The following is a 26,373-nucleotide window of genomic DNA, read 5'->3' on the forward strand; positions in this document are numbered from 1 at the left end:
AGTGACTTTTTTACAATTGCCATTATTATATTCTAAAGAATAAAGGAGTTTAAACCATGAAAAAATCAGAACTTTATCAACATCTTAACGTAAAACTTGATCTGGCAGTTGAAGCACACCAGATGTTACGTGGAGAAAGTGGGGAAGAAATACCGGGCGTCTTGATGAATGAACAACAACTTGAACACGCTAAAGTTACTATTATCACGGTTGAAACTGATGAAGGTGTAGAAGCTATAGGCAAGCCAAAAGGGCAATACATAACCATTGATGCTCCTGAAATACGAACAAACAATTATATAGTTCATGAAGATATTACACATGTTCTTGCTGATAGATTAATTGAGTTGATGAATCTCAAGGAAGACGCCAGTATACTAATCGTCGGCTTGGGTAATTGGAATGCAACTCCCGATGCTCTAGGCCCTCAAGTTATCGACAAAACGATGGTGACACGTCATCTGTTTAAACTATCTCCCGATGAGTTAAAAGGACAGTTGCGAAAAATAAGCGCTATTGCCCCAGGAGTCCTAGGTCTTACCGGTATTGAAACCGCCGAAATAATTAAGGGACTTGTAGAACATGTCAAACCGGATTTAGTTATTGCCATTGATGCCTTGGCCGCTAGCTCCCTGGAACGAGTTGGTACAAGCATACAGCTATCAGATACCGGAATTCACCCTGGTTCAGGCGTCGGTAATAGAAGAGCTGGGATCACTGAAGAAACAATCGGTTGCAAAGTAATTGCAATTGGGCTTCCGACGGTTGTTAATGCAGGTATCATTGCCCACGATGCAGTGGAAGGTGTATTTAAAGAATTCGTAACCAGTCCTCAGCTCTACAAACTCTATAAGGGAATAAAACCCGAAGTATTTAGTCAAATCATCGACGATGTTCTATCTCCATTTCAAGGCAATCTAATGGTGACACCTAAAGAGATCGACTCTCTCATTAAAATTGTTGCTAAGATTATTGCCGGCTCTTTAGCTATCAGCTTACATCCCGGAATTGATCGGGAAGACTATGAGCGGTATTTGCAATAGCGAAGAACAAATTTGTTTTTGGGCTGTTTAACGTTGGTTTTTAACAATTTTAGCTATTCTCGGGATATGAGCAATGGTAGTTGTTTAAAAATTTATGAAAGGGTCAGGATAAAACCTGACCCTTTCACATTATTCTATTCCTGTGGCGAATTCGGGAAACTTTTGTGTTTTCGATTAGCTATTCCAATCTCTTGAGCAACCTCGTACTTGAACCTCTCTAACTCGGGTGTCAACGGAATCATTGGTTTAGTCGATTTAGCCAAAAGTTTCCCCTCCTTAGATTTTTTAGAACAGCAGACCTACTTCGCTACTGTCTGCTTATTAAATTCTTTTTAAGATTTGCTCTTATTATTAGACATTATGATTAAGTTCATACTCGGCAATTCCTCCCAAAAAAGAGAGTAAAATAACAATGGTCAGTTACTTATATTTAACAATTTGCCTAATGTACCCCGATATCCTCCGGAGGAAACCTTAATTGTACTTCTTTAAGAAGCAAATCATACCTCTCAGGACTTTGCAAAATCTTTTGGGCCATCTGATAAGCTTTTTCAACAAGGTGTCCATCTCGAGAAAGATCAGCAAGACGCAATTCAGCTAATCCATGCTGTCTAATCCCTAATAACTCCCCGGTTCCTCTTAGACGCATATCCTCTTCAGCAATTTTAAAGCCATCTTCAGTCTGACAAAGGATATCTAAGCGTTGACTTCCCTTGCCTCCCGACATTAAAAAACAATAAGACTGTTCACTCCCCCGACCAACTCGTCCTCTTAGTTGGTGTAATTGGGCAAGGCCAAACCGCTCAGCTGATTCAATAACCATAACTGAGGCATTGGGTACATTTACTCCCACTTCCACTACTGTAGTAGCTACCAGTATATCAATATTTCCAGCATTAAAGGCCGCCATAATTTCTTCCTTTTCCAACCCCTTCATTTTGCCATGTAAAAGGGAGATGCGGTGATCAGGAAACCTCTCCCGAAGTTCTGTCACTTTCTGGGTTGCTGAAATAATATCCAGAGTTTCGGATTCTTCTACCAATGGACAAACCACGTAAATTTGCCTGCCTAGATTAATTTGCTCATCTAGGAATTTTTCCATTTTCGGACGTGCTCGTTCTGTCAACTTTCTAGTAATTATAGATTTTCGCCCCACAGGCATCTCATCAAGGATTGAAAGCTGCAAATCCCCATAAAGTGTCAAGGCTAAGGTTCTCGGTATTGGAGTGGCGGTAAGCACTAAAACATGAGGACTTTCTCCTTTGCTTTGTAACAAAGAGCGCTGTCTCACACCAAAGCGATGTTGTTCATCGGTGACAGCAAGTCCGAGGGCTTTAAACACAACTGTCTCTTGGATAAGCGCATGGGTTCCAACGGCAACATGGGCCTTGCCGCTGGCAATCATCTCCAATATACTCTCTCGAGAACTCTTACTCTGACTTCCTAGCAAACAAACCACACAAATGCCCAAAGGGGTGAATACTTTCTCAAGAGCGTTAAAATGTTGTATCGCCAAAATTTCTGTTGGTGCCATCATGGCCCCTTGATACCCCGAACCCACCGCACGCAATAATGCTGCCATAGCAACTGCGGTCTTACCAGATCCCACATCTCCTTGAACCAAGCGAGCCATTCCTTGCGATCTAGATAAATCATTGAATATCTCTTGAATTACACGCTGCTGAGCCAAAGTTAGTTCAAAAGGCAAGCCTTTGTAAAAACTCTGAAGCAATTCTTCTCCACCAGTAAGAGAGGGACTTCCAGTCCGAATAATTCCTTGGCGCAACCCAGCGACTGCTAATTGCAAAAAAAGAACCTCTTCCCAAACCAATCGTTCCCTTGCCTGGGATAGGCTGGTATAAGTCTTGGGAAAATGAATCTCTCGGTGAGCGAGAGAACGTTCCATCCAATCTCCTGATACCTCAGAGGGTAAGATCTCAGGAAACTCTCGCTCTACATTCTTTAGCACTCCTTGCATTAAGCTCCGGATCACTTTAGAAGATAGGCGGGCTGTCTCCGGATAGACTGGTAAAATCGTTTGTCCTTGGTTAGAGTTATCCGACGAACTATTAACATTCACCTTTTCGATATCTGTCGCCAATAACTCCGGTGTCTGTTGCTGCCAATTCACTTTCCCTGTCACTATAACTTGAGTCCCCACCGGGTATTGTTTGAGAATAAATGGTTGATTAAACCAAGTTGCCTGAAGTAAGCGGCCAGATTGCTCGATACTTAACTTTACCACTTTCAGCTTGCCACTAAGCACATTCCCCGCGACTACTTTTCCCTCAACGGTTGCTAATTCTCCGTCTTTCAGCTCGCTAATCATCCGCTTACGACGATCCTCATACCTTCGCGGATAATATTCCAGCAAATCTTTTATAGTATGTATCCCAAGCTGTCCCAGCAACTTGGCCCTTTCCGGACCAACCCCTTTGAGAAATTGTAAGGGGTTATCTTTTTGGGCTATAGTCTTACTCTTAGAACTTTTTTGATCCTCCAAAGACGAATTTGTAAATTGACGTCCCTGGCTTGTATTAAGCTTACCATGATCTTGTAGATTCTCCGTTTTTCTCGGCATTTGTCTAAAAGACCCATACTCATTAACGTCAAAATTCCGCTTTTCCTCGAGAGACATTAGAGGATTATCCCTTTTAGGTATCCCATTTTCCGAAAATCCTTTCTTACTAGAGGTACGTTCATTTTCAGCTAAAACACTGTCTGTAGCGGTCTGCTCTACTTCACCTGTTATTTCTGTCATAAACCTTCGAAGTTCGGAAAAGGCTTCTCTACGTCGAAGAGGACTTAAACTCGAATAGTTTTGCGCCAGCTTACTCAGTAACTCCAGATCCTTACCGGGGAATAGTTTTTCCAGTCTGGGAATAATCCCCTTCAAAAAAGCATTAAATCCCCCTAATACCCCCGCATTGGTGAAACCTTGTCTTTCCTCGGCAACCAATGCCCTTTGAAAATTGCTTAAAACTAATTGAACCTGTGCAAGTTTCATAGAAAATCAGCCTGAATTCGTCGTCCTGTCGGCGTCACTGCTAAGCCACCCTGGGCAGTTTCCTTTAAAGCACAAGGCATTTGTTTACCTACCCGGCCCATTGTATCTATTACCTCATCAATTGGAATTGCACTCCTCACTCCGGAAAGTGCCATTTCTGCAGCGGCTAAAGCAATAGTAGCACCTGTAGCATTCCTTTTAACACAGGGTACCTCTACTAACCCTCCTACTGGGTCACAAACTAAACCCAGCATTGATTTCATCGCAATTGCTGCAGCATCGGCAGTCTGTCGTGGAGACCCTCCCGCTAATTCAACCGCAGCCGCTGCGGCCATAGCAGCTGCCGAGCCAATTTCAGCCTGACACCCACCTTCTGCGCCTGAAACGCTGGCACGTTCAGTAAGAACCATCCCTAATCCAGCCGCGGTGAAAAGGGCTAGGATAATATCTCTATCCGAAGACTGGCATACCTCCTCAACCGTCAACAAGACTGCTGGAAGGACTCCACAAGACCCTGCGGTGGGTGCTGCAACGATCTTACCCATACAAGCATTAATTTCTGCTACTGCAAGGGCTTTAGCAATAGCACCGCTTATTTCCATCCCCACTAAGCTATTGCCTTTTTTCCTGTGTTCTTCAACTTTGGCAGCGTCTCCTCCCACCAGGCCTGACACAGAGCGCCGTGTCCCACTTAACCCTGCTTCTACGGATCCCCTCATAACCTTTAGGTTATTATTCATTCGTTCGAAAAGGGTTTCTTCCGTTTGCTCCAATTCTGCCATTTGATCTTCAAGTATAACTTCACTAAGTTTTTTTCCTTTAGATTCAGCCTCAATTACCCAATCTTCATAGGCTCGCATCTTGATTTCCTCCTATAATAACTTGGCTAACGCCAAGCCATAGGCTCAGGCGACAACCGTAGTTGTACTGATATTCGGTAAGCAGTGCTTTCTGCCCATAATTGCCATTATTATAAAGGCTCGATTGCCATTGCTTGTTCAATTTTAGGTAATTTCCTCATTAATTCAAGAACAGCTTTATCAATCGTCTGATCAGTCTCTAAGATCATCAGTGCTTGAGCTCCCTTTTTTTCTCGTGCAACACGCATACTTGCTATGTTAATTTGAGCAGTTGCTAAAAGAAGAGTCACTTGGGCAACTACGCCTGGGTGATCCTGATGTAAAACTACAAGTGTGGGATAGTCCCCTCGAATATCTACTTCATATTCATTAATTTTGCCAATGACTATAGTGCCACCGCCAATTGATGAACCGATTACCTGAAGATGAACACCTGTTTTTCCCTTTAAATCAAACTTCACCGTGTTCGGATGAACGTCCCCAAGATCTATGACTTCATACTTTACACTCAGACCCTGTTCCTGAGCGAGTTTCGATGCATCCGGTATCCGTTCATCATCAGGTAGCATACCCAGCAAACCAGCCAGTAATGCCAAATCGGTGCCATGCCCTTTACCGGTCTTGGCAAAGGAACCATGCAGAAAAATCGTTCCTTCAACAGGTTCTTCCCCTAAGATCTTTCGAGCCATTCCACCTAAGCGGACTGCTCCCGCTGTATGCGAACTGGATGGACCGACCATGATTGGCCCAAGCAGATCAAAAACATTACTCTTTGCCACAACGATTCCCTCCCGTATGTAGAAAACTTGGCAGACGCCAAGTCTAAAAACCACAACCTTAGTTTACACTTATATAAAAGAACCTCCGGAATAAATTCCGGAGGTTAACCTATTCCACACCAAAGATATAATAGTAGAGCGGTTGCCTACCGGGATGAATCTCAACTTCAATGTTCGAATTCTCTTCTCGGAGCCAATCTTGGAGTCGTTCAACATCTTCAAGTTTTGTGTCTTCTCCATAAAATATTGTAACCAAGTCATGAGTTTTCCATTCCATCTTATCGAGTGTGGCTTTTGCCACTTCATTTATGGATTTTCCAGTAGTCACTATAACATCTTCAACTAAGCCTAAAATATCACCGTCTAAAATCGTTAACTCTCCGTATTGAGAGTCCCGAACAGCATAAGTTACCTCTCCCGAACGAACACTGCTTAGTCCCCGCTCCATATTTTTAAGATTCGTCTCGGCGTCACCCTCGCCATTAAAGCTTAGTAGCGCAGAAATCCCTTGAGGTATAGACTTACTTGAGATTACATGGACTTGTTGCTCTTGTACAACATCTTTAACCTGACGAGCAGCCATAATGATATTTCCATTATTAGGAAGAATAAAAACTTGTTTTGCCTGAACCTTTCGGACTGCTTCGGAAAGGTCTTCCGTACTTGGGTTCATGGTTTGCCCACCATACACAACTTCATCAACTCCGAGGCTCATAAAAACCTCAGCAATTCCCTCACCCATTGCAACGGCTACTACTCCAAATTCTTTAAGAACCTTTTCTTCGTCTTTGGTTTCCCTTATAATCTCTTCCCCATTTTTATCTGTGTCTTCTTTCATAGAGTGAGCCATATTTTCATTCTGTTCTAACATATTGTGAATTTGCACCTGGTGCAATGTACCCCATTGAATAGCGTAATCTAAGATCTTGCCCGGATTTTTAACATGCACATGAATTTTTACAACTTCAGGTGTTCCTACTACTAGCAGACAATCTCCTCGATCTAATAAATCATGCTTTATTTGCTCAACACGTAAATCCGTTCCCTTTACCAAGAATTCAGTACAATAGGGATAGTCTAAGTTCTCAATTTGCAGGAACTCATGTTTAGCTTCGGTAGACCCGGCATCACCTATTTTTGAAGAACTATCTACTTCGTTGAAAGTTTCTACGATTAGAGTTTCTACGATTAGAGTTTCTCCGGTTAATACTCCAATCCATCCACCTAAAATAACTAGGAATCCCTGCCCCCCGGCATCTACTACCCCCGCCTGCTTAAGTACGGGCAGCATTTCCGGAGTTTTGGCCAAACTTTTAAAGCCCTGTTTCTGGGCCTCCTGAAGAGTCTCTAGTATGGTACCACCATTTTTGGCTATAGCTAAAGCAGCTCTTGCAGTCTCCTTCGAAACTGTAAGAATTGTACCTTCCACAGGTTTCATGACTGCCTTATAGGCTGTGTCAACTCCCGATTGAAGAGCCTGCGCAATTTGAAGAGCATTTGCAGTATTTAGCCCTTCTAAGCCTTTCGCGATACCCCTTAATAGCTGAGACAGTATAACTCCTGAATTTCCACGAGCACCCATTAAAGAGCCCATCGACGCTGCAGATGCAACTTCGCCGATAGACGGGCTATTATTTTTCTCGGCATCCTTCGCCGCAGACTGAATAGTCAAGAACATATTTGTTCCCGTGTCTCCATCCGGTACAGGAAACACATTCAGAGCATCAACATCGTGCTTTTTTAGTTCTAGGGCTTTCGCGCCGGACACCATCATTTGTTTCCATAGTTGTCCGTCAAGAACACTTATTATCTTTGTAGCTGCTGGTCTCAAAACCGTATCCCCCTAATCTTTGCCTACTCTAAAACGCGAACACCTTTTACGTTCACATTCACTTGGGACACGTTTAATCCCGTGAGCTTTTCAGTGGTATAACGAACGCGCTCCATAACACTGGCGGCAACTTCAGAAATCTTAACACCATATCCAACAATGATATAGAGGTCAATAACAACTTCATTGTCTTTAACCGTAACCACCACTCCGCGGGCTAAATTCTCTCGCCCCAACATATCAGCCACACCATCCGTAATTTTACGTGAGGCCATACCGACTAAGCCGTAACACTCAACTGCTGTGGCACCCGCAATCGTGGAAATGACTTCTTCAGAGATTTCAATTTTACCCAAATTATTAATAATTTCTTTTCCCATAAAGGACCCTCCCCTTCCGGTATCGTCCACGTTGAACTTATTCTACCAAGGAAATGAAAAATGTTCAAAGAAAAAGTAAAAAAAAATTTTCACATCCCAGAATTTTTCAAAAAAATTATTTACTTACATCGAAAACAGTACCTTGGTTCAAATTAATAAGCCTTAAAGAATTATTATCCCATGATAACCTGAAATTTCTCCCGGGAAAGCTTGCCAATACGAAGGACTTTTGATAGAATGTATAAGTGTCATTTCGGCTGCAAAGGAGGTTTAGCGCATGGCTAATGTTTGTGCTGTATGCGCCAAAGGAGTAGTCACTGGATTTCAAGTCAGCCACTCTCATATAAGAACAAAGCGAACTTGGAAACCAAACTTGCAAAATGTTCGTGCTATTGTGAACGGCACTCCTGCCCGGATCAAAGTTTGCACCAGATGCTTACGTTCCGGAAAAGTACAACGCGCTTAATGAATCAAAAGCCCGACATTTTGCTCGGGCTTTTTTCATTTTGCCCTCAATCCCAAAAACATAATCTAAAGCCTTTACGTCCTCCAAGGAAATCTTCGGAGGACTTTCTTTCTTCCCCCGACCCCACGTCACATGCTCCCCGTCGACCTCAGCCCAGAGGGCATGATTTTGCGCAGTGAACCCTTTTGGCAGAGTCGCGTCAATCGCGCTTAGATTTCGAAGCGCCAGCGTGGCATGGGTTCACATGCAGTAAAGCCCAGAGGTTTGCCAACGCTCGCTTCGGAATCAAGGGCGATAGCGACGGTGCCATGGGTGAGCGGAGCAACATCATGCCCTCCCCCGACCTCACGCCCCACGCTCCCCGTCGTCTCCAAGCCCAGAGGGCATGATGTTGCGCAACGAACCCTTTTGGCAGAGTCGCGTCAATCGCGCTCAGATTTCGAAGTGCCGGCGTGGCACGGGTTCACATGCAGGTAAGCCTGAGGTTTGCCAACGCTCGCTTCGGAATCGAGCGCGATAGCGACGGCGCCATGGGTGAGCGGAGCAACATCATGCCCTCTCCCAAATCTCCTGCAGCTCATCCACATCAAAATGATAATGCTCGTTGCAAAAATGGCATACCATCTCGGCTTTCTCATCCGAGATTAGGTCTGCTATTTCTTTTTTCCCCAAGGACACCAAGGTACCACTCAACCGTTCTTTTGAACATGTACAGGTAAAGCCGATAGGACGCCGTTCAAGGACATGGTACGAAAGCTGCCCCATCAAACGACTCAATAGCTGATCCATAGTTTCACTCTGAGCTACTAGCTCACTAATGCCCGTCTCTAATTGACCCAAGAGATTTTCTATCGTCTGAATAACCTCTTCCGATGCTCCCGGCAATAACTGGATCAAAAACCCACCTGCCCCCGCAACGTGATAATCTTTCTCCACTAAAACCCCCAGCAACAAAGCCGAAGGAATTTGTTCAGAGTTCAACAGATAATGCACTAAGTCTTCAGCGATCTCCCCGCTAACCAAAGGAACCATCCCTGTATAAACCTCGCCATTCTGTAAGCTTCTGCTAACGGACAACTCGCCACGACCAACCGCAGCACCTACATCAAGTTTGCCGGAAGCCTTAAGAGGCAGATCAACCAATGGCTCACGCACATAGCCTCTCACTTGCCCTTGCGCATTCCCCACAGCAACAACCCCTTGCAAAGGACCATCACCTAATAAACGTAAAGTAATACTCTCATCCCCTTTGAGAGAGCTGGCTAATATAAGAGCCCCAGTCATTAATCTCCCTAAAGCCGCTGTAGCAACTGGAGACATACCATGACGTCTGCGAGCCTCCTCTGCAGTATCCGTCGACTTCACTAAAACCCATCGAGCATTTCCTTCAAGCATAGTTCCAATCCATAATTCATCTTGTTGCATAATCGTCAAATCCTTTATAAAAATCTAGTCAAATATATTAACAAAAGCACCAGGCACATAACCTTAGCCTATCCCTATAATGCAATCATTACACCTATATAAGTGAAAGCAAATCAGAACCACCCAGAAACCTGCAGTCCTCTCTTAACATTAAACCACTCGCCCCCGACATCCCAAACCCCAGTCGTCCCCTGCCCAGAGGGTATGATTTTGCGCAGCGAACCCTTTGGCAGAGTTGCGTTTATCGCCCTTATATTTCGAAGCGCCAGCGTAGCACTGGTTCACATGCAGATTCACCCAGAGGTTTGCCAAAGCTCGCTTCGGAATCAAGGGCGATAGCGACGGCGCCACGGGTGAGCGGAGCAACTTCATGCACTCCCCAAACCAAGTCCCCCGACCCCACGTCCCAAGCTCCCCATCGTCCCCAGCCCAGAGGGCATGATTTTGCGCAGCGAACCCTTTGGCAGAGTCGTGTCTATCGCCCTTATATTTCGAAGCGCCAGCGTGGCACTGGTTCACATGCAGATTCGCCCAGAGGTTTGCCAAAGCTCGCTTCGGAATCAAGGGCGATAGCGACGGCGCCACGGGTGAGAGGAGCAACTTCATGCCCTCCCCAACTTCATGCCCTCCCCCTGGGCAAAACCGCTATAACCCAACCCTCATTAACCTCAACTACAGCCTTCTCACCTATAAAAACGTTACTAATACCCCTAGGACGCTCCTGTAGTAGAACACCTTTATGCAAGGGATAATACAACCCCTCTGTCGTAACCACGGCCTTCTCCGAAAGAGCTATCAGGGAAATTTCCTGTCCAGGGGCCCCCTTCATCTCTTCCCGCCCTTGAACAATCCATAACTCTTGTTCCGGATCAATTACGCGCAATCGATATCCCTTCCGAGCATAAGCAAGCATCAGTGCTACATTCCCTAGGAAATGATCAATTCGCTTTCCTGTTGCCCCATACAGCCATATGTCCTGTTCGCCAAGCAGGTCAGCCTTTTCCTCAGCGCGCAAAAGGGCTAACTCTAGATCCGTCTCATCCTTTTCACAGGGGTAACGTTCTATGACACATCCGGAATCTTTACATCGACTTAAGTTCTCTGGGGAAATGGAATCTAAGTCCCCAATTACCTGATCTGGCATACGCAAAGATAGGGCAGCATTGTTCGCTCCCCCATCTGCACAAATTAAAAAATGAACGTCTTTAAGAGCTTGCCTACCCCATTCATGATCCCAAGCTCCATTTGCTAAAACGGCAATTTTAATCTTACTCACCTTACTTCAAGCTAGCTGCCTGGCGAATATCTTTCACAGCCTGTTGGGGATCAGGTTGAGAGAACACAGCTGCACCAGCAACCAAAATATGGGCCCCAGCTTTGCCAACCACCGGTGCCGTTTCTAGGTTAATGCCGCCATCCACTTCTATCTGACAAGCAGATCGGGTTTGAGTAAGATGGTGGTGAAGCACCTGAATTTTGGGCACAACATTAGTGATAAATTTTTGTCCACCAAACCCGGGGTTGACTGTCATCAAAAGCACCATATCTAAATCTTCTAGAATATACTTTAGTCCGTCAAGGGGAGTGGAGGGGTTAAGGGCAACTCCAGCAGTCATTCCATGTTCCTTAATCTGCTGGATTACACGGTGAACATGAGGAGTCGTCTCCAAATGAAAGGTGATATGGTCGGCACCGGCAGCTGCAAAATCTCCTATGAATTTTTCAGGCTCATTAACCATTAAATGGACGTCAAAACGCATCTGTGATTGAGCCCTGATGGATTTCACTAAGGCCGGCCCAAAGGTTAGGTTAGGTACAAAGTGTCCATCCATGATATCGATATGCAAGACCTCAGCGCCTGCTTCTTCAACCAAATTCACCTGTTCTCCCAGACGAGAAAAATCCGCGGATAATATAGAAGGTGCCATTTGAATCACATTAATACTTCCTCTCTGCTTCGATTACTTCTTTTAAGAATATAAGGTAATGGTCGTAACGTATAGGAGAAATTTCTCCTGTCTCTAAAGCAGCCTTAATGGCACAATTGGGTTCTTTATCATGTAGACAGCTGTTAAATCGGCATTGGTTGCGGCGAATTGCGAATTCAGGGAAACAATCGGCTAATTCCGCCCGCTTCATCTCTGGCAAAAAGAGCGATGAAAAGCCGGGAGTGTCGGCTACTAACCCTCCTGAACAAACCATTAATTCAACATGGCGTGTAGTATGGCGGCCACGCTTTGATTTGTTGCTAATTTCCCCTGTTTTCAACTGAATCCCAGGAGACAGAGCATTAAAAAGGCTGGACTTCCCTGCTCCTGAAGGACCTGCCAGCACACTGATTTTATTAGTCAAACGTACAGCAATGTCGGCAATCCCTTGACCGGTTTTACTGGAAACTTCGAATACTGTGTATCCAATGTTTCGGTAAACATCCGTTATCTTAAGACCCTCTTTAGGGGCAGTTCCAGACTCCTCCTTATACTTATCTAATTTCGTAAAAACTATTATGGGCTCAATCTCTGCATCTGTCACTTGAATTAATAGGCGATCTAAAAGATTAAGATCAGGCTTAGGCGAGGTCATAGCAAAAACCAAAATTGCTTGATCTACGTTAGCTATCGTTGGTCGGGACAAGACATTCCGCCTAGTTATTACCGACTCAATAGTCGCCTTATCCTCCTGTTCCGGCAGGATATTCACCCGGTCACCTGGGATAAAATCCTGATCTTTAACACGAAAGCGACCGCGCAGGGAACATTCCCATACTCGGCCCTCCGCGTAAACATAATAGAAGCCCCCATATCCTTTGAGTAAAACTCCATCGATCATTTCTATTCCTCACTGACCATTGAGTTGGGGATGATAACATTGAAAAATCTTGATAAAGACTGAGCCAACATTACCTTGCTGTTGCTAGCTTGATCAAACATTCCTTGAGCCAATGGACCCGGCCCACTCGAGACAACCACATTGACCTCCGAACCCTGTTGAATACTTTCCCCCGGGTTAGGTGTCGTTCTTATCACAACATCTACTGGGTAGGTATTAGATCCTTCAGTCTCAATCTTCAAAATCAGCCTATTCTGATCCTGAAGTATGGTTTTCGCTTCAGCAGATGACCGACCTATAACATTGGGCATATTGATGGTCTGCCATTGGGGGCCCACGCTGATAGTTAAAGTAATATTACCATTTTTAGGCCAAGAAGCTTTGGGCATCGGATTCTGATCAATGACTGCATCTTTTGGCAGATTAGCATCCGGCACAGGCACAAATGTTATTTCGCCGGTAAAACCGGCATTTTGAATGAGATTTAAAGCATGTTCCTTTGACATATTTCCTGTTTTTACATCAGGAAATTGCCCCATATCGATCCCTTTACTAACAGTAAGTTTTATAGCCCTGCCAACCTTAACTAAGGATTCCGCTTCAGGATCCTGGGAAATGATTCGATCCTTTTCAACTTTATCATTAAACTCATAGGTAATCTCCGGATCACGAACTAATTCGGCCTGTTTTAAATAATCCTCGGCAACAGGAACAGTTTTACCTGCTAAGTCCGGAACCTTTGTAGACTCCACCGAAATAAAATTTTTTAACCAAAGCCCTCCGCCAACTAAGACAAAGAGAAGTACAAGGCCGCCAATAATCCAAAACTTACGTTTATTATTAAGATTATCGTTGGGCTTATTCGCTGCAGAGTCCTTTACATCAATTGATGCCAGAGCCCTGCCCATCCCTTGATGAGTCCTTGTTGCTTCCGGATCATCCTCTGGAAAAAGTCCAAACCACTCAATGGGCTGCCCAGCTTGAATACGGTTTAGATCTTCAAGTAATTCTTTAGCTGACAAATACCTTTTCTCTGGCATCTTGGCAATCGCCCGCATAATGACCGCTTCGAAGTCTTTTGTGATCCGAGGGTTAAGCTTACTCGGGGGAAGGGGCTCCTGTTGTAAGTGCTTTAACGCTATAGCGATAGGAGTTTCACCATCATAGGGCACTTTACCCGTTAAAAGTTCATAGAGCACGATTCCCAGAGAATATATGTCAGATTGTTCATTGCTTTGAATTCCTTTAGCTTGTTCCGGTGACAAATAATGAACTGAACCAACAATATCTCCAGTATGCGTAACAGTAGCTGAAGATACGGCTCGAGCAATACCGAAATCCGTTACTTTAGCATGTCCGTCCGCGGTGACTAATATGTTGTGGGGCTTAATATCCCGATGAATAATATGATTTTCATGAGCATTTTGAATAGCACCTGTTATTTGACGGGCAAGATTAATAGATTGCTCTGTGGAAAGAGGCGCATATTCACGAATAATCTCTTTAAGATTACGACCTTCCACAAATTCCATGACAATGTATTCTGTATCTCCGTCTTTACCCACATCATATATTGACACAATGTTGGGGTGAGACAAGCTAGCAGCAGACTGAGCTTCCCTCCGAAAACGACGAATAAAGTCTTCATCTGTTACAAACTGCTCTCGGAGAACCTTGATAGTCACAACGCGGTTAAGTAAAAGATCCTTAGCCTTGTAAACAATCGCCATTCCACCGGCTCCAATTCTCTCTAAAACCTCGTATCGTCCCCCGAAGATTTTACTCATTTTTTGTCACCCACTTTCTGATTCAGTGCTTCCTGCATAATCTGTCGTGCAATAGGAGCTGCGTTCCCGCCTCCGGTTCCTCCATTTTCTACAATTACAGCTACTGCAATCTGAGGATCGTCTGCCGGAGCAAAGGAAATATACCAAGCATGGGTTAATACATCCCCTCCAGGTTCTGCCGATCCTGTCTTTCCTGCAACCTGAACATTAGGCAAGGCCCCCGGCGCGGCTGTTCCGTCTGTTACCGCAGTGACCATAGCACTGGTAATCTTATCTGCCTCCTCTTTAGAAAGGGCAGTCAGCCACGGTTCAGGCTTCTGTTCAAATAATACATCTTGTGATGAATTAAGAACTCTCTCAACAATATGCGGTGTCATAATAACACCGTGGTTGGCAATACCCGCTGTCATTAGGGCCATATGAAAAGGACTTACTAAAACCTCACCTTGTCCAAAAGTACTGGCAGCCAGCAGGTTTGTATTTAAAGTTGTAGGATTCATAGACTCCTTTGTAATTGAACTTCTGGGTACGTTTAGTTCGAAAGGAATCTTTTGACCAAATCCAAAACCTTTGACAACGGAAAGGAAGGTCTTATCCCCGGCCTGAACTCCGAAGGTCGCAAAATACGTATTACAGGATTCAGCCAAAGCCATATTATAATTAACCCAGCCATGGGCTTTATCATTTTGCTCAGGAATCACTTGTCCATTAATGATTGTCGATCCCTGACATTGATATAAATCGGTTGTATTCACTCCACTCCGAAATAACGCTGCAGAGGTAACAACCTTCATAGTCGATCCTGGTGGAAAGAGGGAAAAATATCGATGCTCTAAGGGTCTTTGCTTTTCAGCCAGAGACCTCTTTTCCTCTTGGCTAATTAATTCACTCCATCTTTGATCGAGATTAGTAGGATTAAAGCTGGGTTGGCTTACCATGGCCAATACTTCCCCTGTTCGAGGATCTATAGCCACCGCAGCTCCCTTTTTTCCTTTTAGGGCATTATAAGCTATATTCTGCAAACGTGAATCCAAAGTAAGAACCACATCATTCCCTTGCCGCGGCAAGGCAAAAAGCTGCTGAACTGCTTGGGTCGGAGTTGCATTCTTAATTCCTAATAACCAGTCAGCCAGACTTCCCTCCAGTCCCGCTGAACCGAGCTTTACCGATGAATAACCCAGGACCGGTTCAAACATTTCACCTTTAGGGTAAGTTCTGACCTTCTTTCCCTCAACAGTTTGAGTTTGGGCTATTATTTCGCCGTTGCGATCAAAAATTCCTCCCCTTGTCACACGGCTTTCCATAAGAATCAATCTTCGATTCGCGGGATTCTGAAGTAACGTATCTGCTTGAACAACCTGCCAATACACTAACCCCAGACTTAAAACAAAAAAACTAAAAGCCATGCCTAATGCTACTTGACGTACCCCTCGCATTATGTTGCATACTCCCTTCCGCGATTCTTGCTGCTGTGTGAACTAACCGCAGTTGCGTTAGAAATATTGAGTAAAACCCCCAATAAAATAAAATGAACTATCAGGGAACTACCGCCATAACTTACCCAAGGAAGAGGAATTCCCGTCAAAGGAAGCAACTTTGTTACCCCGGCAAGAATTATTAGGGTTTCGGTACCGAGAAGAATTCCAATCCCTGCCGCCAAAATTTGCCCAAAACGATCTTTAGCCCTAAGACTTATAGAGAAGGCTCTCATAACTACAATCAGAAAAAGCACTAGTACAGCCATTGCTCCGGCAAATCCCAGCTCCTCGGCAATGACAGAAAAAATAAAATCGCTTATTGCTACAGGCACTGTCGAGGCACCAATCCCATTCCCCAAACCTGTGCCCAAAACTTTCCCACCGCCGATAGCGAACAATGATTGGGCTATCTGGTACCCCATGCCGTTGGGATCTTGCCAGGGGTTCAACCACACGGATACTCTAACCCGAACATGTCTAAAAAGCATATATCCAACAGTGCCAGTTAACAGAAAAATGGGCAACGAAATTCCTAAATACAACTTCCGCTCTGTTACAACATAAAGCATGAGGACAAAAAGCATATAAAACACTAAGGCTGTTCCTAGGCTTTTCTGGGCAGCCAGAATCCCTAGGACAAAAGCAACCATAATCATAAACGGTCTTAAGGTTCGCCAATCAGGCAAGGAGATTTTTCCCCATTGAACTGTCCCAACTCGGAGTAATTCTTCATTTTCTTCTAAATATGAAGCCATAAATAAAAGCAAGACCAGCTTAACAAACTCTTCCGGCTGAATTCCAATCCCTGCGATCTTAAATGAACTTGTTGCCCCACCTTGCTCCGAGCCAAACAAAAGGGTAACTAACAATAGGCCTACCGCTAAGAGTCCCCATATATATCTAAACCTGCCAAAATAGCGATAATCTCTGATTGACCATAACACAACATAGAAAATTAACTGACCAATATTAGCCCACCAAAACTGATGTAAAGCTACATCCGGATTAATTCTCACGACAAAAATCAGCCCAATTGCCATAATAGCCTGGACTACAGGAAGAATATAGGGATCTCCTTGAAAATGGAAAAGGTGCTCCAAGATGCTGCCAATAAGAACAATGCCCGTAAAAATTAATGCTTGCCAAAGAAGCCTGCTTGAATCAGCATCTAAATTCAGCAAACCCAGTCCTATCCACATCATTCCTAAAATCAATACTCGTAAGATTAAACGCAGAATCATAGTATTACTCCATAATACAGCATAAGGCTGTAAAATTATCTGGGGCTCCTCTTTCCAGCGTCAGATTTCTTAATTTTTCAAACCGTTCTTCCCAGGAGCTGGGTTCAAGAAATTCTTCCGTTAGTTCCTGGTCGCTGATCATATTTGAAAAGCCATCTGTGCATAGGAGGAATACATCTTTCGCTTGCAAACCAATGCTCCTACAATCTACTTCAATGGTGGGATCTGCTCCAATTGCACGCATTAAGACATTGCGTTGAGGGTGTTTTTTAGCTTCATCGAGTGAGATCTGGCCTAATCTAACAAGTTCGCCAACTAAGGAATGATCCATAGTTAAAGGTGTCAGCATCTCATTGCGCCATAGATACGCTCGACTATCACCAACATGGGCAATAACTACTTTCTCATCCCGGATCAACAATACCGTCAATGTTGTCCCCATACCCGCATTTTCCGGTTCAGTCAATGACGATTCATTTACCACCCGATTTGCTTGAATAAAGGCTTCAGTTATTCCATTTTCCAAGGCCAGGTCTTCCAGCCCCTCCAGGCGAGGAATCCACATCTCCAGCTCATGCAAGGCCACGGAAGAAGCCACTTCACCTGCTCGGTGTCCTCCCATACCATCCGCAACAGCATAAAGACCTTGGTCTGATAATACCAAAAAAGAATCCTCATTATTTTTTCGAATACAACCTTTTTCACTAAAGCTTAGAACTCTCATTTTGCCACCTCGAGTATTGGAAGGTAATGCTTCCAATTTTCACATAGTCTCCAGCTACCATTTGAACCGGAGAATGGATTTGCTCTCCATTAACCCAGGTTCCATTCGTACTTCCCAAGTCTTCTAATATAGTTTGTCCTTTTTGCAACCGAAAAACAGCGTGATCAATGGATGCAAAATGATCCGGCAAAACAATATCGTTATGCTTGCCTCTTCCTACACGCAGCCCCTTCCCATCTACTTTAAAGACGCGCCCTCGTGAAAGGGTTTCTCCGCCGGTAAGAACCTCTAAACGCCCACATTCATTCGATGAGCGTTGAAAAACTCCCTTCATTTGGAGATCCGCCAAAAGAGCTGTAAAAATGCGAAATATAAAAAGGTAGATCAGGGCAACAAAAGCAAGCCGTCCTATCACTAAAACAAATTGCATACAATCCTCCCAGTCGAAAATAGAGGTTGAACACCACTAATTCTCCATAACATCACGGCAGAGGGGATCTTTGTATAACCAATGTACTTTGTCCGATGGTTATACGATCTCCGGGGGCGGTTGTATGATGGGTGATTCTTTGACCATTGACAAATGTTCCATTCGTACTTCCTAAGTCATCAAGCCACCAACCGTTATCTCCTCCCGGGGCAATCTTTAGGTGTCTTCTGGAAATTTCTGGATCATGAAGCACCAAATTACATTGGCTATGACGACCAACAATAGCTTCTTCATCCTGAAGTGAAAACCTCTGCCCCATATCCGGCCCTTCTATAATTTCTATATAGTAATTTGAATTCCTGCCGGCTATTCCCTCGACTGACAAGTTATTCTTGATACTATCTCTAAAGATTGTCGTGCTTTCTCGCCAGTTCGATTGATTAAGTTGAAGTTGTTCGTTATCTTTGGCTGTCTCCTGATCATCCTCTCCCCAGTCAACGACAATTGAGTCATCAAAATCTACTTCAATAGCCATTTGCCGGGGACTAACAGTCTCATCAGAATGCAACTCTATAGCAGGCTTAGTTAGGAATGTATAACCATTACGTTCTGCCTCTGCAAACAAGTATTTTGATAACTCAATGAGAAAAGCATCTCCAAAACTTGCTATTGGCCCCCAATCCTTGGAATGGAGGTATACCCGGTAAATGTTGGGTACATATACTTGAGAGATGCTTACCTGCTTATTTTTAAGCATTGCCTTCACAAGTTCCTTGGCGATTTCTACTGGTTGAAGGCGGGAGGCACTTTTTTTAAATGCTTCAGTAAAGAGAAACTCGGCCATCCCTTCAAATCGGGCCAATAGGCTCATACTAACTTACCCTCCCACTGTCGGCGAAGTTGACCGCAAGCTGCATCAATATCTGTACCCCGTTCTTCACGGGAAGAAACAGAAATCCCCGCATCTTCTAACACCTGGGCAAACTTCACAATTTTCTCTTGACTAGGACGCTCCATACCAGTTCCAACTACTGGATTGACCGGAATCAGATTAACATGTCCTAACTGACCCTTTAATAATCGAGCAAGAGCTTCAGCTTCAGCTGGCTTCGAATTATCAGCAGTCAAAGCAACTTCAAAGGTAATCCGGCGATGAGTTATTCTGCTATACTCCCTACATGCTTCCATTAGTTCGCTCAAAGGATAGCGGCGATTCATAGGAATTAATTTATCTCGCGTGCTATCGTCTGCTGCATGAAGGGATACTGCAAGACCCACTTGAGAATTATCCTTAGCCAACTGAATAATTTTTGGTACAACTCCAGACGTAGAAATTGTCATCCTCCTCATACCAATATTCAATCCCTGAGCTTGATTCAAAACCCGGATTGATTTAAGAACCTGATCATAATTGAGCATGGGTTCTCCCATTCCCATAAATACTATATTCGTTACTTGAAAATCGGGATCCTCTTGCTGAATATCTTGAGAAATATCTAATACTTGACTAATAATTTCGGCAGCACTCAAGTTGCGTTTAAAACCTTCTAAGCCTGTAGCACAAAACGCACACCCCACAGGACATCCAACTTGAGTTGACACACAAATAGTATGTCTATCCCGAGCTTTTAATCTGGCATAATCCATCAAGACACACTCAATCGTCTCACCATCTTCAAGACGAAACAAATACTTTCGCGTACCGTCCTTAGAGCGTTGCTCACGAACCTTATTTAAGACAGAAAAATGCAAGTGATTGCTTAATGTTTCCAGGTCACTTTTACTTATGTTTTTTATATCAGCCCAGGAACGCACAGCTTTTTGTTGCACCCATTGAAACAACTGGATTGCCCGAAATCTTTTTAACCCTATTTTCTGACAGATCTCAATCAGTTCATTTTCTGAACAACCGCGCAGCTCAATTTTTTCCATAATAGTTATTATTCACCCAATTCATTCCAGTTAAACTTCCTAATTAATAAAAATTGATTTATTCTTGCGGATTAGTACGCCGAAATTTTGCTAAAAAGAATCCATCCGTCCCATGACGATGAGGCATAAGCTGTAACATCCCTTTGTATGCTTGTTGAATATCTCGCTTCTCCTCAAGTTTAAAGGGGAGATCTTCAACCAGATTAACCGGTTCAAATTCCGGATGGGCAATCCGAAACTTCTTAACAAGTTCGAAGTTTTCCTCAGGCTCGATTGTACAAGTTGAATAAACGAGAGTTCCACCATCTTTGACACAAGATGCAGCCCGTTCTAAAATTGCAAATTGCAAAGAAGGTAATTCCAGAAGACCTTGTTCTTCTTTCTGCCAGCGCAGATCGGCTCTGCGTCGAAGAACTCCCAATCCGGAACAGGGAACGTCAACAAGAACTCGATCTTGGGATTCCAACCTTATCCCAGGCAAATCTCGCGCATCGCCGAACTGAGGCTGAATAATTGTTATACCAAGTTTCGTCGCTAACTGCCCAATAAGTTCTAACTTGTGATTATGGATATCAAAGGCTTGGATCTCACCTTTGTTTTGCATTAGCTGAGCCAGATGTGTGGATTTTCCACCCGGAGCACTACAAGTATCTAATACAGACTGTCCTGGTTTCGGATCAACCACATGGGCAACCAACTGGGAACTTTCATCTTGAACGGTAAACAGCCCCTCCTGAAAGCTTGCCAGTTGTTCTAAAGCACCAAAATCTTGAATCTTTAAGCTCTCAGGCACTAAGAGCCCTAATTCCACGCTAATTCCCTCACTAATTAGACGCTCTTTCAAAGCCTCTCGTGAAATTTTCAAGGTATTTGTTCTAATCCAAGTTTGAGCTGGCTCATTATTAACTTTGCATAAAGCTTCAGTTTCCTGAGCTCCCCAGCGTTTCAACCAACGTAGAATTAACCATTCGGGATGTGAATAGCGTACTGAGAGATAACGAGCCGGTTCACGTTTCAGATCCGGCCAAGGAATATCCCATCCCTTTTCCATAACCTTACGTAAGACTACATTTACTAACCCAGGAAATTTGGGATAGTTTTTGGCTAATTCGACACTTTCATTAATTGCTGCCGCAGGGGGAACTTTGTCCACATAAAGAATTTGGAAAGCCCCAATTCGTAAAATTGCCCTGACTTCGTGAGGAAGTGACGACATTGGTTTGCTCAAATGCTTTCTTAGAGCGTAATCTAGGGTTAATCTATGCTTTAGCACACCATTTACCAGAAGTGTTACAAATTGTCGATCTCTAGAATCTGTCAACCTGGAGATGTTTTTTTGCAAAAGGAGGTTAGCATAGGCACCTTCTACTTCCACACGTGTCAGCAGATTGACAGCCATTCCACGAGCTGTCTCTTTAATCATCACTTCTACCCCGAGCTATCAGCATGAATCTCAGTAATTGGAGGATCGCTGCCAAAGCGGCTGCAACATAAGTTAAAGCAGCTGCATTTAACACGGAACGTGCTCCGCCGATTTCCTCGCTCCCCAGCATTCGCCCTTCTTGTAAAAGAGATAAAGCTCTACTGCTGGCATTATATTCTACTGGAAGAGTAATCACTTGAAAGAGTACAGCAAAGGCAAAAGCAAAGATCCCGAGTTCCAGGAGCCACCCATAGGTCGGCATAAAAAGACCAATCATAATTAAAATCGGACCTGCCCCACTGCCAATATTGGCAACAGGTACAAATGATGATCTGAGCTGCATGGGAAAATACCCCGAGGCATGCTGTAATGCGTGCCCTGTTTCATGGGCCGCTACAGCGATAGAAGAAAGTGAGCTGCCATAAAAAACGTCCTCACTAAGTCGGATAATCCTGGTTCGCGGATCGTAATGATCAGAAAGTCGTCCTCCAACCGGTTCCACGCGCACATCGTAAAGACCATTACTATTCAAGATACCTCGGGCCACCTGCGCTCCCGTAAGTCCTGACTGGGCACGAACTTTCGAGTAACGATTATAAGCAGAAGATATCTTAAATTGAGCATATAATGAAAGTAATATCGCCGGAATTAGAAGCACCATCGTCGGATCCCAAAAAAACATAAGCTAACCTCCTTTTATAGTTAATAATCAGCTTAACGGATTTACTCAAAAACTTCTCCAACCTGACCATGGCGGCCGTTCAAAAAATCCCGAGCCGGCATGGAGCGTTTTCCTGCCGGTTGAACCTCAATCACTCGCAGAATTCCCTCACCGGTCTGAACAAGTAAGCTGTCTCCCAGCACTTGAATAATCTGACCAGGGCGATAGACCGCCGCCTTGGATTCTGGATGTTCAATTTCCGTTCCTACAACCTCATCTGGTGGAAAAAAGGGTAAGCTTTGCCAGACTTTGAGGTTTTCTCCCCGAAACATGGCAAACGCACCAGGCCAAGGGTTTAATCCACGAATTTGATCATGTAAATCAACCGCCCTACGAGACCAATCTAATCCTTCATGCTCTCGTTTTAGAAGAGGTGCATAATTGGACTCCCCTGTTTGAGGCGTCGGTATGACTCTTCCTACTTCAATCAGGTTTAAAGTATCAACTAGAAGCTCTGCACCTATAGTCGCCAACTCATCGTGAATTTCTCCCGTCGTTGATTCAGGTGTAATGATAGTTTCCCGTTTTAGGAGCATATCCCCTGTATCTAGCCCTTCATCCATCAGCATAGTGGTTACTCCCGTAACGGTTTCTCCCTTCATAACCGCCCAATGGATTGGGGCTGCTCCGCGATAAGCCGGAAGCAGGGAAGCGTGGACATTGATACATCCATGTTTAGGCAATTTAAGGATCTCTTTAGGGAGAATCTGCCCGTATGCCACCACAATAATACTCTCGGGAGCTAGATCCTTTAGTTGTTGAATCCAGTCCTGGTTTTTGATTGAGATAGGTTGATAAATAGATAGCCCTAATTCTTCAGCAGCAACTTTTACGGGACTGGGTTTTAGGTTCTTCCCACGGCCGGCCGGTCGATCAGGTTGAGTGAAAACTCCTACTATATCATGACCACTCTCTGCCAAGGCTTTTAATGTAGGTACAGCAAAATCAGGGGTACCCATAAAAACAACACGCATATTAATCCCCCTATCGTAGTTCGATGTTCCTGGTTAGATTAGGCACAGAACGTTAAGCTCGATAGGTTTTCTTCGCAACATCTACAAAGAGTATTCCTTCAAGATGATCGATCTCATGCTGTAACGCCCGAGCTAATAATTTCTCCGCTCGAATATCAACCATCTCTCCTTTTCGGTTTAACCCTTGAACCCGAACTTTCGCAGCCCTTACCACGTCTCCAGTCATATTGGGAATACTTAAACACCCTTCTTCAGCGCTGTTAGCTCCTTCCTTTTCCAAAATTACCGGATTAATCAGCTCTACCAGCACATCGTCCACTTGAACGACAATCACTCTCTTGGAAACCCCAATTTGCGGGGCCGCCAACCCTACTCCCTCTGCGGCATGCATTGTATCCACCATATTATCCAAAAGCTTAATGATCGATTCGTTAACTTCTTTAACCTCTTTAGCCTTTTCACGCAGAACATCTGCACCAATTTCTACAATTTGATAAACAGCCATTTTCTGATTACTCCTTTCATAATAAAACCCTTACAAAGTATCTAAGAATTAAAACTAAATAAAATTTTTGGGTTCCCACACCATTAACTTGAGAGTGGGTCAACCTCAATGTTTAACATAATTCCATTACTGGCCGAACTTCTAAAAAATCTCTGTACTCCCTGATGTAAAAACTCCCTAAGTAAATCCTGCCGTTTTCCTTTGACAGAAATTTGCCATCTCCACTGGTTCCTGAGTCTAACTAAGACGGCCGGCGCGGGGCCAAGAATATCCAAGTCAGTATTTCCAAATTTAGGTTCCAACATTCCTTGTTGTAAGCAAGCGCCTAATTCATTAGCTCCTTTAATAACGCGATCCTCTTTCTCATGCAACAGTAACACTCTTATGATATGTGTATAGGGTGGATATTTTCGTTCTTTGCGATAACGAATCTCCTCCCAAAAAAAGCCTTCAAAATCATGGTGTGAGGCTCTTACTACAGCACTATCATGGGGGGAGTAGGTTTGTATTACCACCTCACCAGGTTTTGTACTCCGGCCCGCTCGCCCGGCAACCTGAGTCAAAAGCTGAAACGTACGCTCCCGGGCTCGAAAATCTGGCATGTTAAGAGTCTGATCCGCAGCAATAACCCCAACTAAAGTAACATTAGGAAAGTCTAAGCCTTTGGCCATCATTTGCGTTCCTACAAGTATTGAAGCTTCCTGGTGCCTGAATTTGTTCAAGATTATGTTATGTGCTTCAGCAGACCTGGTTGTATCAAAATCCAAACGTAAGATAGAAACCTCTGGCAAGAGACCTTGGAGTTCCTCCTCCACACGTTGAGTTCCCTGCCCAAAAAACCGAATATATCTACTTTTACAATTGGGACAAGTATGGGGCGGCAATTCTTGATGGTCGCAATAATGACATCGCATCGCCTGCCCTTGAGTATGATAAGTTAAGGCAATCTCACAATTGGAACAACTGACTACATACCCACAATCACGACAAATGACAAAGGTTGAATACCCTCTCCGATTCAAGAAAAGCATGGCTTGTTCGCCGCGAACCAGCCTTTCCTGTAATTTTTGCTGTAAGGTCAGAGAGAATATACTTCGGTTACCCTGGCGAAGTTCCTCTCGCATATCCACGATTTCAACAGTCGGCAGTACACTCTTTCCGATCCTCGAAGTCATAGTTAACATACGTATTTTACCTGATTGCGCCGCCGCATAGGCTTCTAATGATGGTGTTGCACTTCCAAGCAGAACCACACCTTTGAGTTGATCCATCCTTTTACGAGCAACATCCCGCGCATGGTATTTCGGGTTTTCATCCTGTTTATAGGCCCCATCGTGTTCCTCATCCAAAATAATCAGGCGCAAATTGGGCAAAGGAGCAAACACTGCGGAACGTGCACCAATCACAATTCGTTTGTTCCCTGACACAATGTCCGCCCAGGCCTTCATCTTATCCCGCTGACGTATACCCGAGTGCAAGATAATAACTTGCTCTCCGAATTGACTCTCGAAATAACGTGCAACTTGTGATGTTAAAGATATCTCAGGCACCAGAAGAATTGCATCCCCACCTTGTGCCAAAACCTGAGCAATCAATTCTCGATAGACAGCTGTCTTTCCGCTTCCGGTTACACCATGTAATAATACTGTTTGAGACGCACCTGCTTCTAGCGAACTCAACACACCCTGCACAGCTGATGACTGCTCCCTAGTCAACTCGTAGGTTCTATCCCTCGAAGTTTCCAAATTTTTTGTCTCGTTTTTTTGCCCTGCAGCAGTTGACTGCTTAAGAGAAGAATCTTCTCTCGTCGTAAGAAAGCGAACCTCTTTTTTTACCCATCCTTGTTTGAGTAGTTTCTCAAGCATCCCCTGGGTGACATCCGCTCGCTTTAAGAAAGTTTTCAGAGGAATAGCCTTCTTTCTTGCCCGGTTAAGAACAATTAGGGCCCTAAAAGCCTCAGAATCCAGCCATTGCAGAGCCTGAATATCTGTATCCTCCATTGTTGCCAATGGAACAATCCACTCTTCCACCTTCCCTTTTAGGAGCGGCCAGACTGTATGTAGGCTTTGAGCTACAGAACAGACTGTTGTTTGCGCCAACCATTGGGAAAGTTCAATTAAATCTTCAGGAACCAGACTATCCCTCTCGGCAATTTCTAACACGGGTTTTAGATTGATACTATCTAATCCCTCTGGCAGATCATTAAGCAAATTGACTACAAGCCCTTGAACCTTTCGATTTTGAAGCGGGATCAGCACTCTCATTCCAGACTTTATACAAAGATGCTCTGGAATACTATAATGATAGCTCTGATCCAGACGCCGATTTGCTACATCAACCAATACTTCAGCATAGCGAAACATGATGCGGCCTCCTTCATTAAACGATGTTAAACAACAGCGCTAATGTCAATATTGGTCAAAATACATTATATCAAATCTTAGCTTTGTATTACAATTTAAAACACTATAAGTGACTATAAATCAACATTATTAAGATTAATTTCACAATCTTTCATAACAAAAAACAAATTTCTCT

General features: G+C 44.0%; 24 protein-coding genes. 2 read left to right on the forward strand and 22 right to left on the reverse strand.

Annotation, left to right across the window (positions count from 1 at the left end):
* The first annotated feature begins 56 nt into the window (after positions 1-56).
* On the forward strand, positions 57-1,043 hold the full coding sequence (gpr, locus tag DESMER_RS18045; RefSeq protein WP_014904503.1) for a GPR endopeptidase: 987 nt from the start codon (positions 57-59) through the stop codon (positions 1,041-1,043).
* 134 nt (positions 1,044-1,177) lie between these two features.
* Here gpr and DESMER_RS18050 read toward each other — a convergent pair whose 3' ends face one another.
* The 6 genes from DESMER_RS18050 to DESMER_RS18075 form a co-directional block, all read right to left on the reverse strand.
* A complete protein-coding gene (locus DESMER_RS18050; RefSeq protein ID WP_034598600.1) occupies positions 1,178-1,306 on the reverse strand; it encodes a small, acid-soluble spore protein, alpha/beta type in 129 nt (42 codons plus the stop codon).
* 179 nt (positions 1,307-1,485) lie between these two features.
* Positions 1,486-4,050 carry an ATP-dependent DNA helicase RecG gene (gene recG, locus DESMER_RS18055; protein ID WP_014904504.1) on the reverse strand — a complete coding sequence of 855 codons (2,565 nt, stop codon included), beginning with the start codon at positions 4,048-4,050 and terminating at the stop codon, positions 1,486-1,488.
* Positions 4,047-4,910, reverse strand: coding sequence for an L-serine ammonia-lyase, iron-sulfur-dependent, subunit alpha (gene sdaAA, locus DESMER_RS18060; protein ID WP_014904505.1), 864 nt, complete (start codon positions 4,908-4,910; stop codon positions 4,047-4,049). Before sdaAA ends, recG begins: the two co-directional genes overlap by 4 nt.
* Before the next feature lie 110 nt (positions 4,911-5,020).
* Positions 5,021-5,689 (reverse strand): L-serine ammonia-lyase, iron-sulfur-dependent subunit beta, encoded by a 669-nt coding sequence (gene sdaAB / locus DESMER_RS18065; protein WP_014904506.1) that lies wholly within the window; start codon positions 5,687-5,689, stop codon positions 5,021-5,023.
* A 109-nt stretch (positions 5,690-5,798) separates the two neighbouring features.
* Positions 5,799-7,463 (reverse strand): DAK2 domain-containing protein, encoded by a 1,665-nt coding sequence (locus DESMER_RS18070; protein WP_042334738.1) that lies wholly within the window; start codon positions 7,461-7,463, stop codon positions 5,799-5,801.
* A gap of 80 nt (positions 7,464-7,543) precedes the next feature.
* Positions 7,544-7,900, reverse strand: coding sequence for an Asp23/Gls24 family envelope stress response protein (locus tag DESMER_RS18075; protein WP_014904508.1), 357 nt, complete (start codon positions 7,898-7,900; stop codon positions 7,544-7,546).
* A 277-nt stretch (positions 7,901-8,177) separates the two neighbouring features.
* Here DESMER_RS18075 and rpmB point away from each other — a divergent pair, with 277 nt between their 5' ends.
* Positions 8,178-8,366 carry a 50S ribosomal protein L28 gene (gene rpmB / locus DESMER_RS18080; RefSeq protein ID WP_014904509.1) on the forward strand — a complete coding sequence of 63 codons (189 nt, stop codon included), beginning with the start codon at positions 8,178-8,180 and terminating at the stop codon, positions 8,364-8,366.
* Between the two features lie 549 nt (positions 8,367-8,915).
* Here the strand turns inward: rpmB and hslO are convergent.
* From hslO to priA, 16 genes are all read right to left on the reverse strand, one after another.
* Complete coding sequence (gene hslO / locus DESMER_RS18085; protein WP_014904510.1) at positions 8,916-9,791, reverse strand: Hsp33 family molecular chaperone HslO; 876 nt, start codon at positions 9,789-9,791, stop codon at positions 8,916-8,918.
* A 619-nt stretch (positions 9,792-10,410) separates the two neighbouring features.
* Positions 10,411-11,058 (reverse strand): thiamine diphosphokinase, encoded by a 648-nt coding sequence (locus tag DESMER_RS18095; RefSeq protein WP_042334740.1) that lies wholly within the window; start codon positions 11,056-11,058, stop codon positions 10,411-10,413.
* A 10-nt stretch (positions 11,059-11,068) separates the two neighbouring features.
* A complete protein-coding gene (rpe, locus tag DESMER_RS18100; RefSeq protein WP_014904513.1) occupies positions 11,069-11,728 on the reverse strand; it encodes a ribulose-phosphate 3-epimerase in 660 nt (219 codons plus the stop codon).
* A 1-nt stretch (position 11,729) separates the two neighbouring features.
* On the reverse strand, positions 11,730-12,620 hold the full coding sequence (gene rsgA, locus DESMER_RS18105; protein WP_014904514.1) for a ribosome small subunit-dependent GTPase A: 891 nt from the start codon (positions 12,618-12,620) through the stop codon (positions 11,730-11,732).
* 2 nt (positions 12,621-12,622) lie between these two features.
* Positions 12,623-14,407 (reverse strand): Stk1 family PASTA domain-containing Ser/Thr kinase, encoded by a 1,785-nt coding sequence (gene pknB, locus DESMER_RS18110; RefSeq protein ID WP_014904515.1) that lies wholly within the window; start codon positions 14,405-14,407, stop codon positions 12,623-12,625.
* A complete protein-coding gene (locus tag DESMER_RS18115) occupies positions 14,404-15,843 on the reverse strand; it encodes a peptidoglycan D,D-transpeptidase FtsI family protein (RefSeq protein ID WP_014904516.1) in 1,440 nt (479 codons plus the stop codon). The genes pknB and DESMER_RS18115 overlap by 4 nt, the downstream gene beginning before the upstream one ends.
* The gene (locus DESMER_RS18120) at positions 15,843-17,126 is read right to left on the reverse strand and encodes an FtsW/RodA/SpoVE family cell cycle protein (RefSeq protein ID WP_014904517.1); all 1,284 of its coding nucleotides are present in this window, start codon (positions 17,124-17,126) and stop codon (positions 15,843-15,845) included. The genes DESMER_RS18115 and DESMER_RS18120 overlap by 1 nt, the downstream gene beginning before the upstream one ends.
* 4 nt (positions 17,127-17,130) lie before the next feature.
* Positions 17,131-17,850, reverse strand: coding sequence for a Stp1/IreP family PP2C-type Ser/Thr phosphatase (locus DESMER_RS18125; RefSeq protein WP_014904518.1), 720 nt, complete (start codon positions 17,848-17,850; stop codon positions 17,131-17,133).
* The gene (locus DESMER_RS18130; RefSeq protein ID WP_014904519.1) at positions 17,831-18,280 is read right to left on the reverse strand and encodes an FHA domain-containing protein; all 450 of its coding nucleotides are present in this window, start codon (positions 18,278-18,280) and stop codon (positions 17,831-17,833) included. Before DESMER_RS18130 ends, DESMER_RS18125 begins: the two co-directional genes overlap by 20 nt.
* Positions 18,281-18,332: 52 nt before the next feature.
* The gene (locus DESMER_RS18135) at positions 18,333-19,151 is read right to left on the reverse strand and encodes an FHA domain-containing protein (RefSeq protein ID WP_014904520.1); all 819 of its coding nucleotides are present in this window, start codon (positions 19,149-19,151) and stop codon (positions 18,333-18,335) included.
* Complete coding sequence (gene rlmN / locus DESMER_RS18140; RefSeq protein WP_085931668.1) at positions 19,148-20,221, reverse strand: dual-specificity RNA methyltransferase RlmN; 1,074 nt, start codon at positions 20,219-20,221, stop codon at positions 19,148-19,150. The genes DESMER_RS18135 and rlmN overlap by 4 nt, the downstream gene beginning before the upstream one ends.
* Before the next feature lie 49 nt (positions 20,222-20,270).
* Positions 20,271-21,635, reverse strand: a complete 1,365-nt coding sequence (gene rsmB, locus DESMER_RS18145; protein WP_014904522.1) for a 16S rRNA (cytosine(967)-C(5))-methyltransferase RsmB — start codon at positions 21,633-21,635, stop codon at positions 20,271-20,273.
* Positions 21,628-22,317, reverse strand: coding sequence for a zinc metallopeptidase (locus DESMER_RS18150; RefSeq protein WP_014904523.1), 690 nt, complete (start codon positions 22,315-22,317; stop codon positions 21,628-21,630). The genes rsmB and DESMER_RS18150 overlap by 8 nt, the downstream gene beginning before the upstream one ends.
* A gap of 41 nt (positions 22,318-22,358) precedes the next feature.
* Complete coding sequence (fmt, locus tag DESMER_RS18155) at positions 22,359-23,330, reverse strand: methionyl-tRNA formyltransferase (protein WP_014904524.1); 972 nt, start codon at positions 23,328-23,330, stop codon at positions 22,359-22,361.
* Between the two features lie 52 nt (positions 23,331-23,382).
* Complete coding sequence (gene def / locus DESMER_RS18160) at positions 23,383-23,835, reverse strand: peptide deformylase (RefSeq protein ID WP_014904525.1); 453 nt, start codon at positions 23,833-23,835, stop codon at positions 23,383-23,385.
* Between the two features lie 83 nt (positions 23,836-23,918).
* Entirely contained in the window at positions 23,919-26,198 is a 2,280-nt protein-coding gene (priA, locus tag DESMER_RS18165) for a replication restart helicase PriA (protein WP_014904526.1), read from the reverse strand.
* Positions 26,199-26,373: the final 175 nt, after the last annotated feature.

Source organism: Desulfosporosinus meridiei DSM 13257, from assembly GCF_000231385.2.
Lineage (GTDB): Bacteria > Bacillota > Desulfitobacteriia > Desulfitobacteriales > Desulfitobacteriaceae > Desulfosporosinus > Desulfosporosinus meridiei.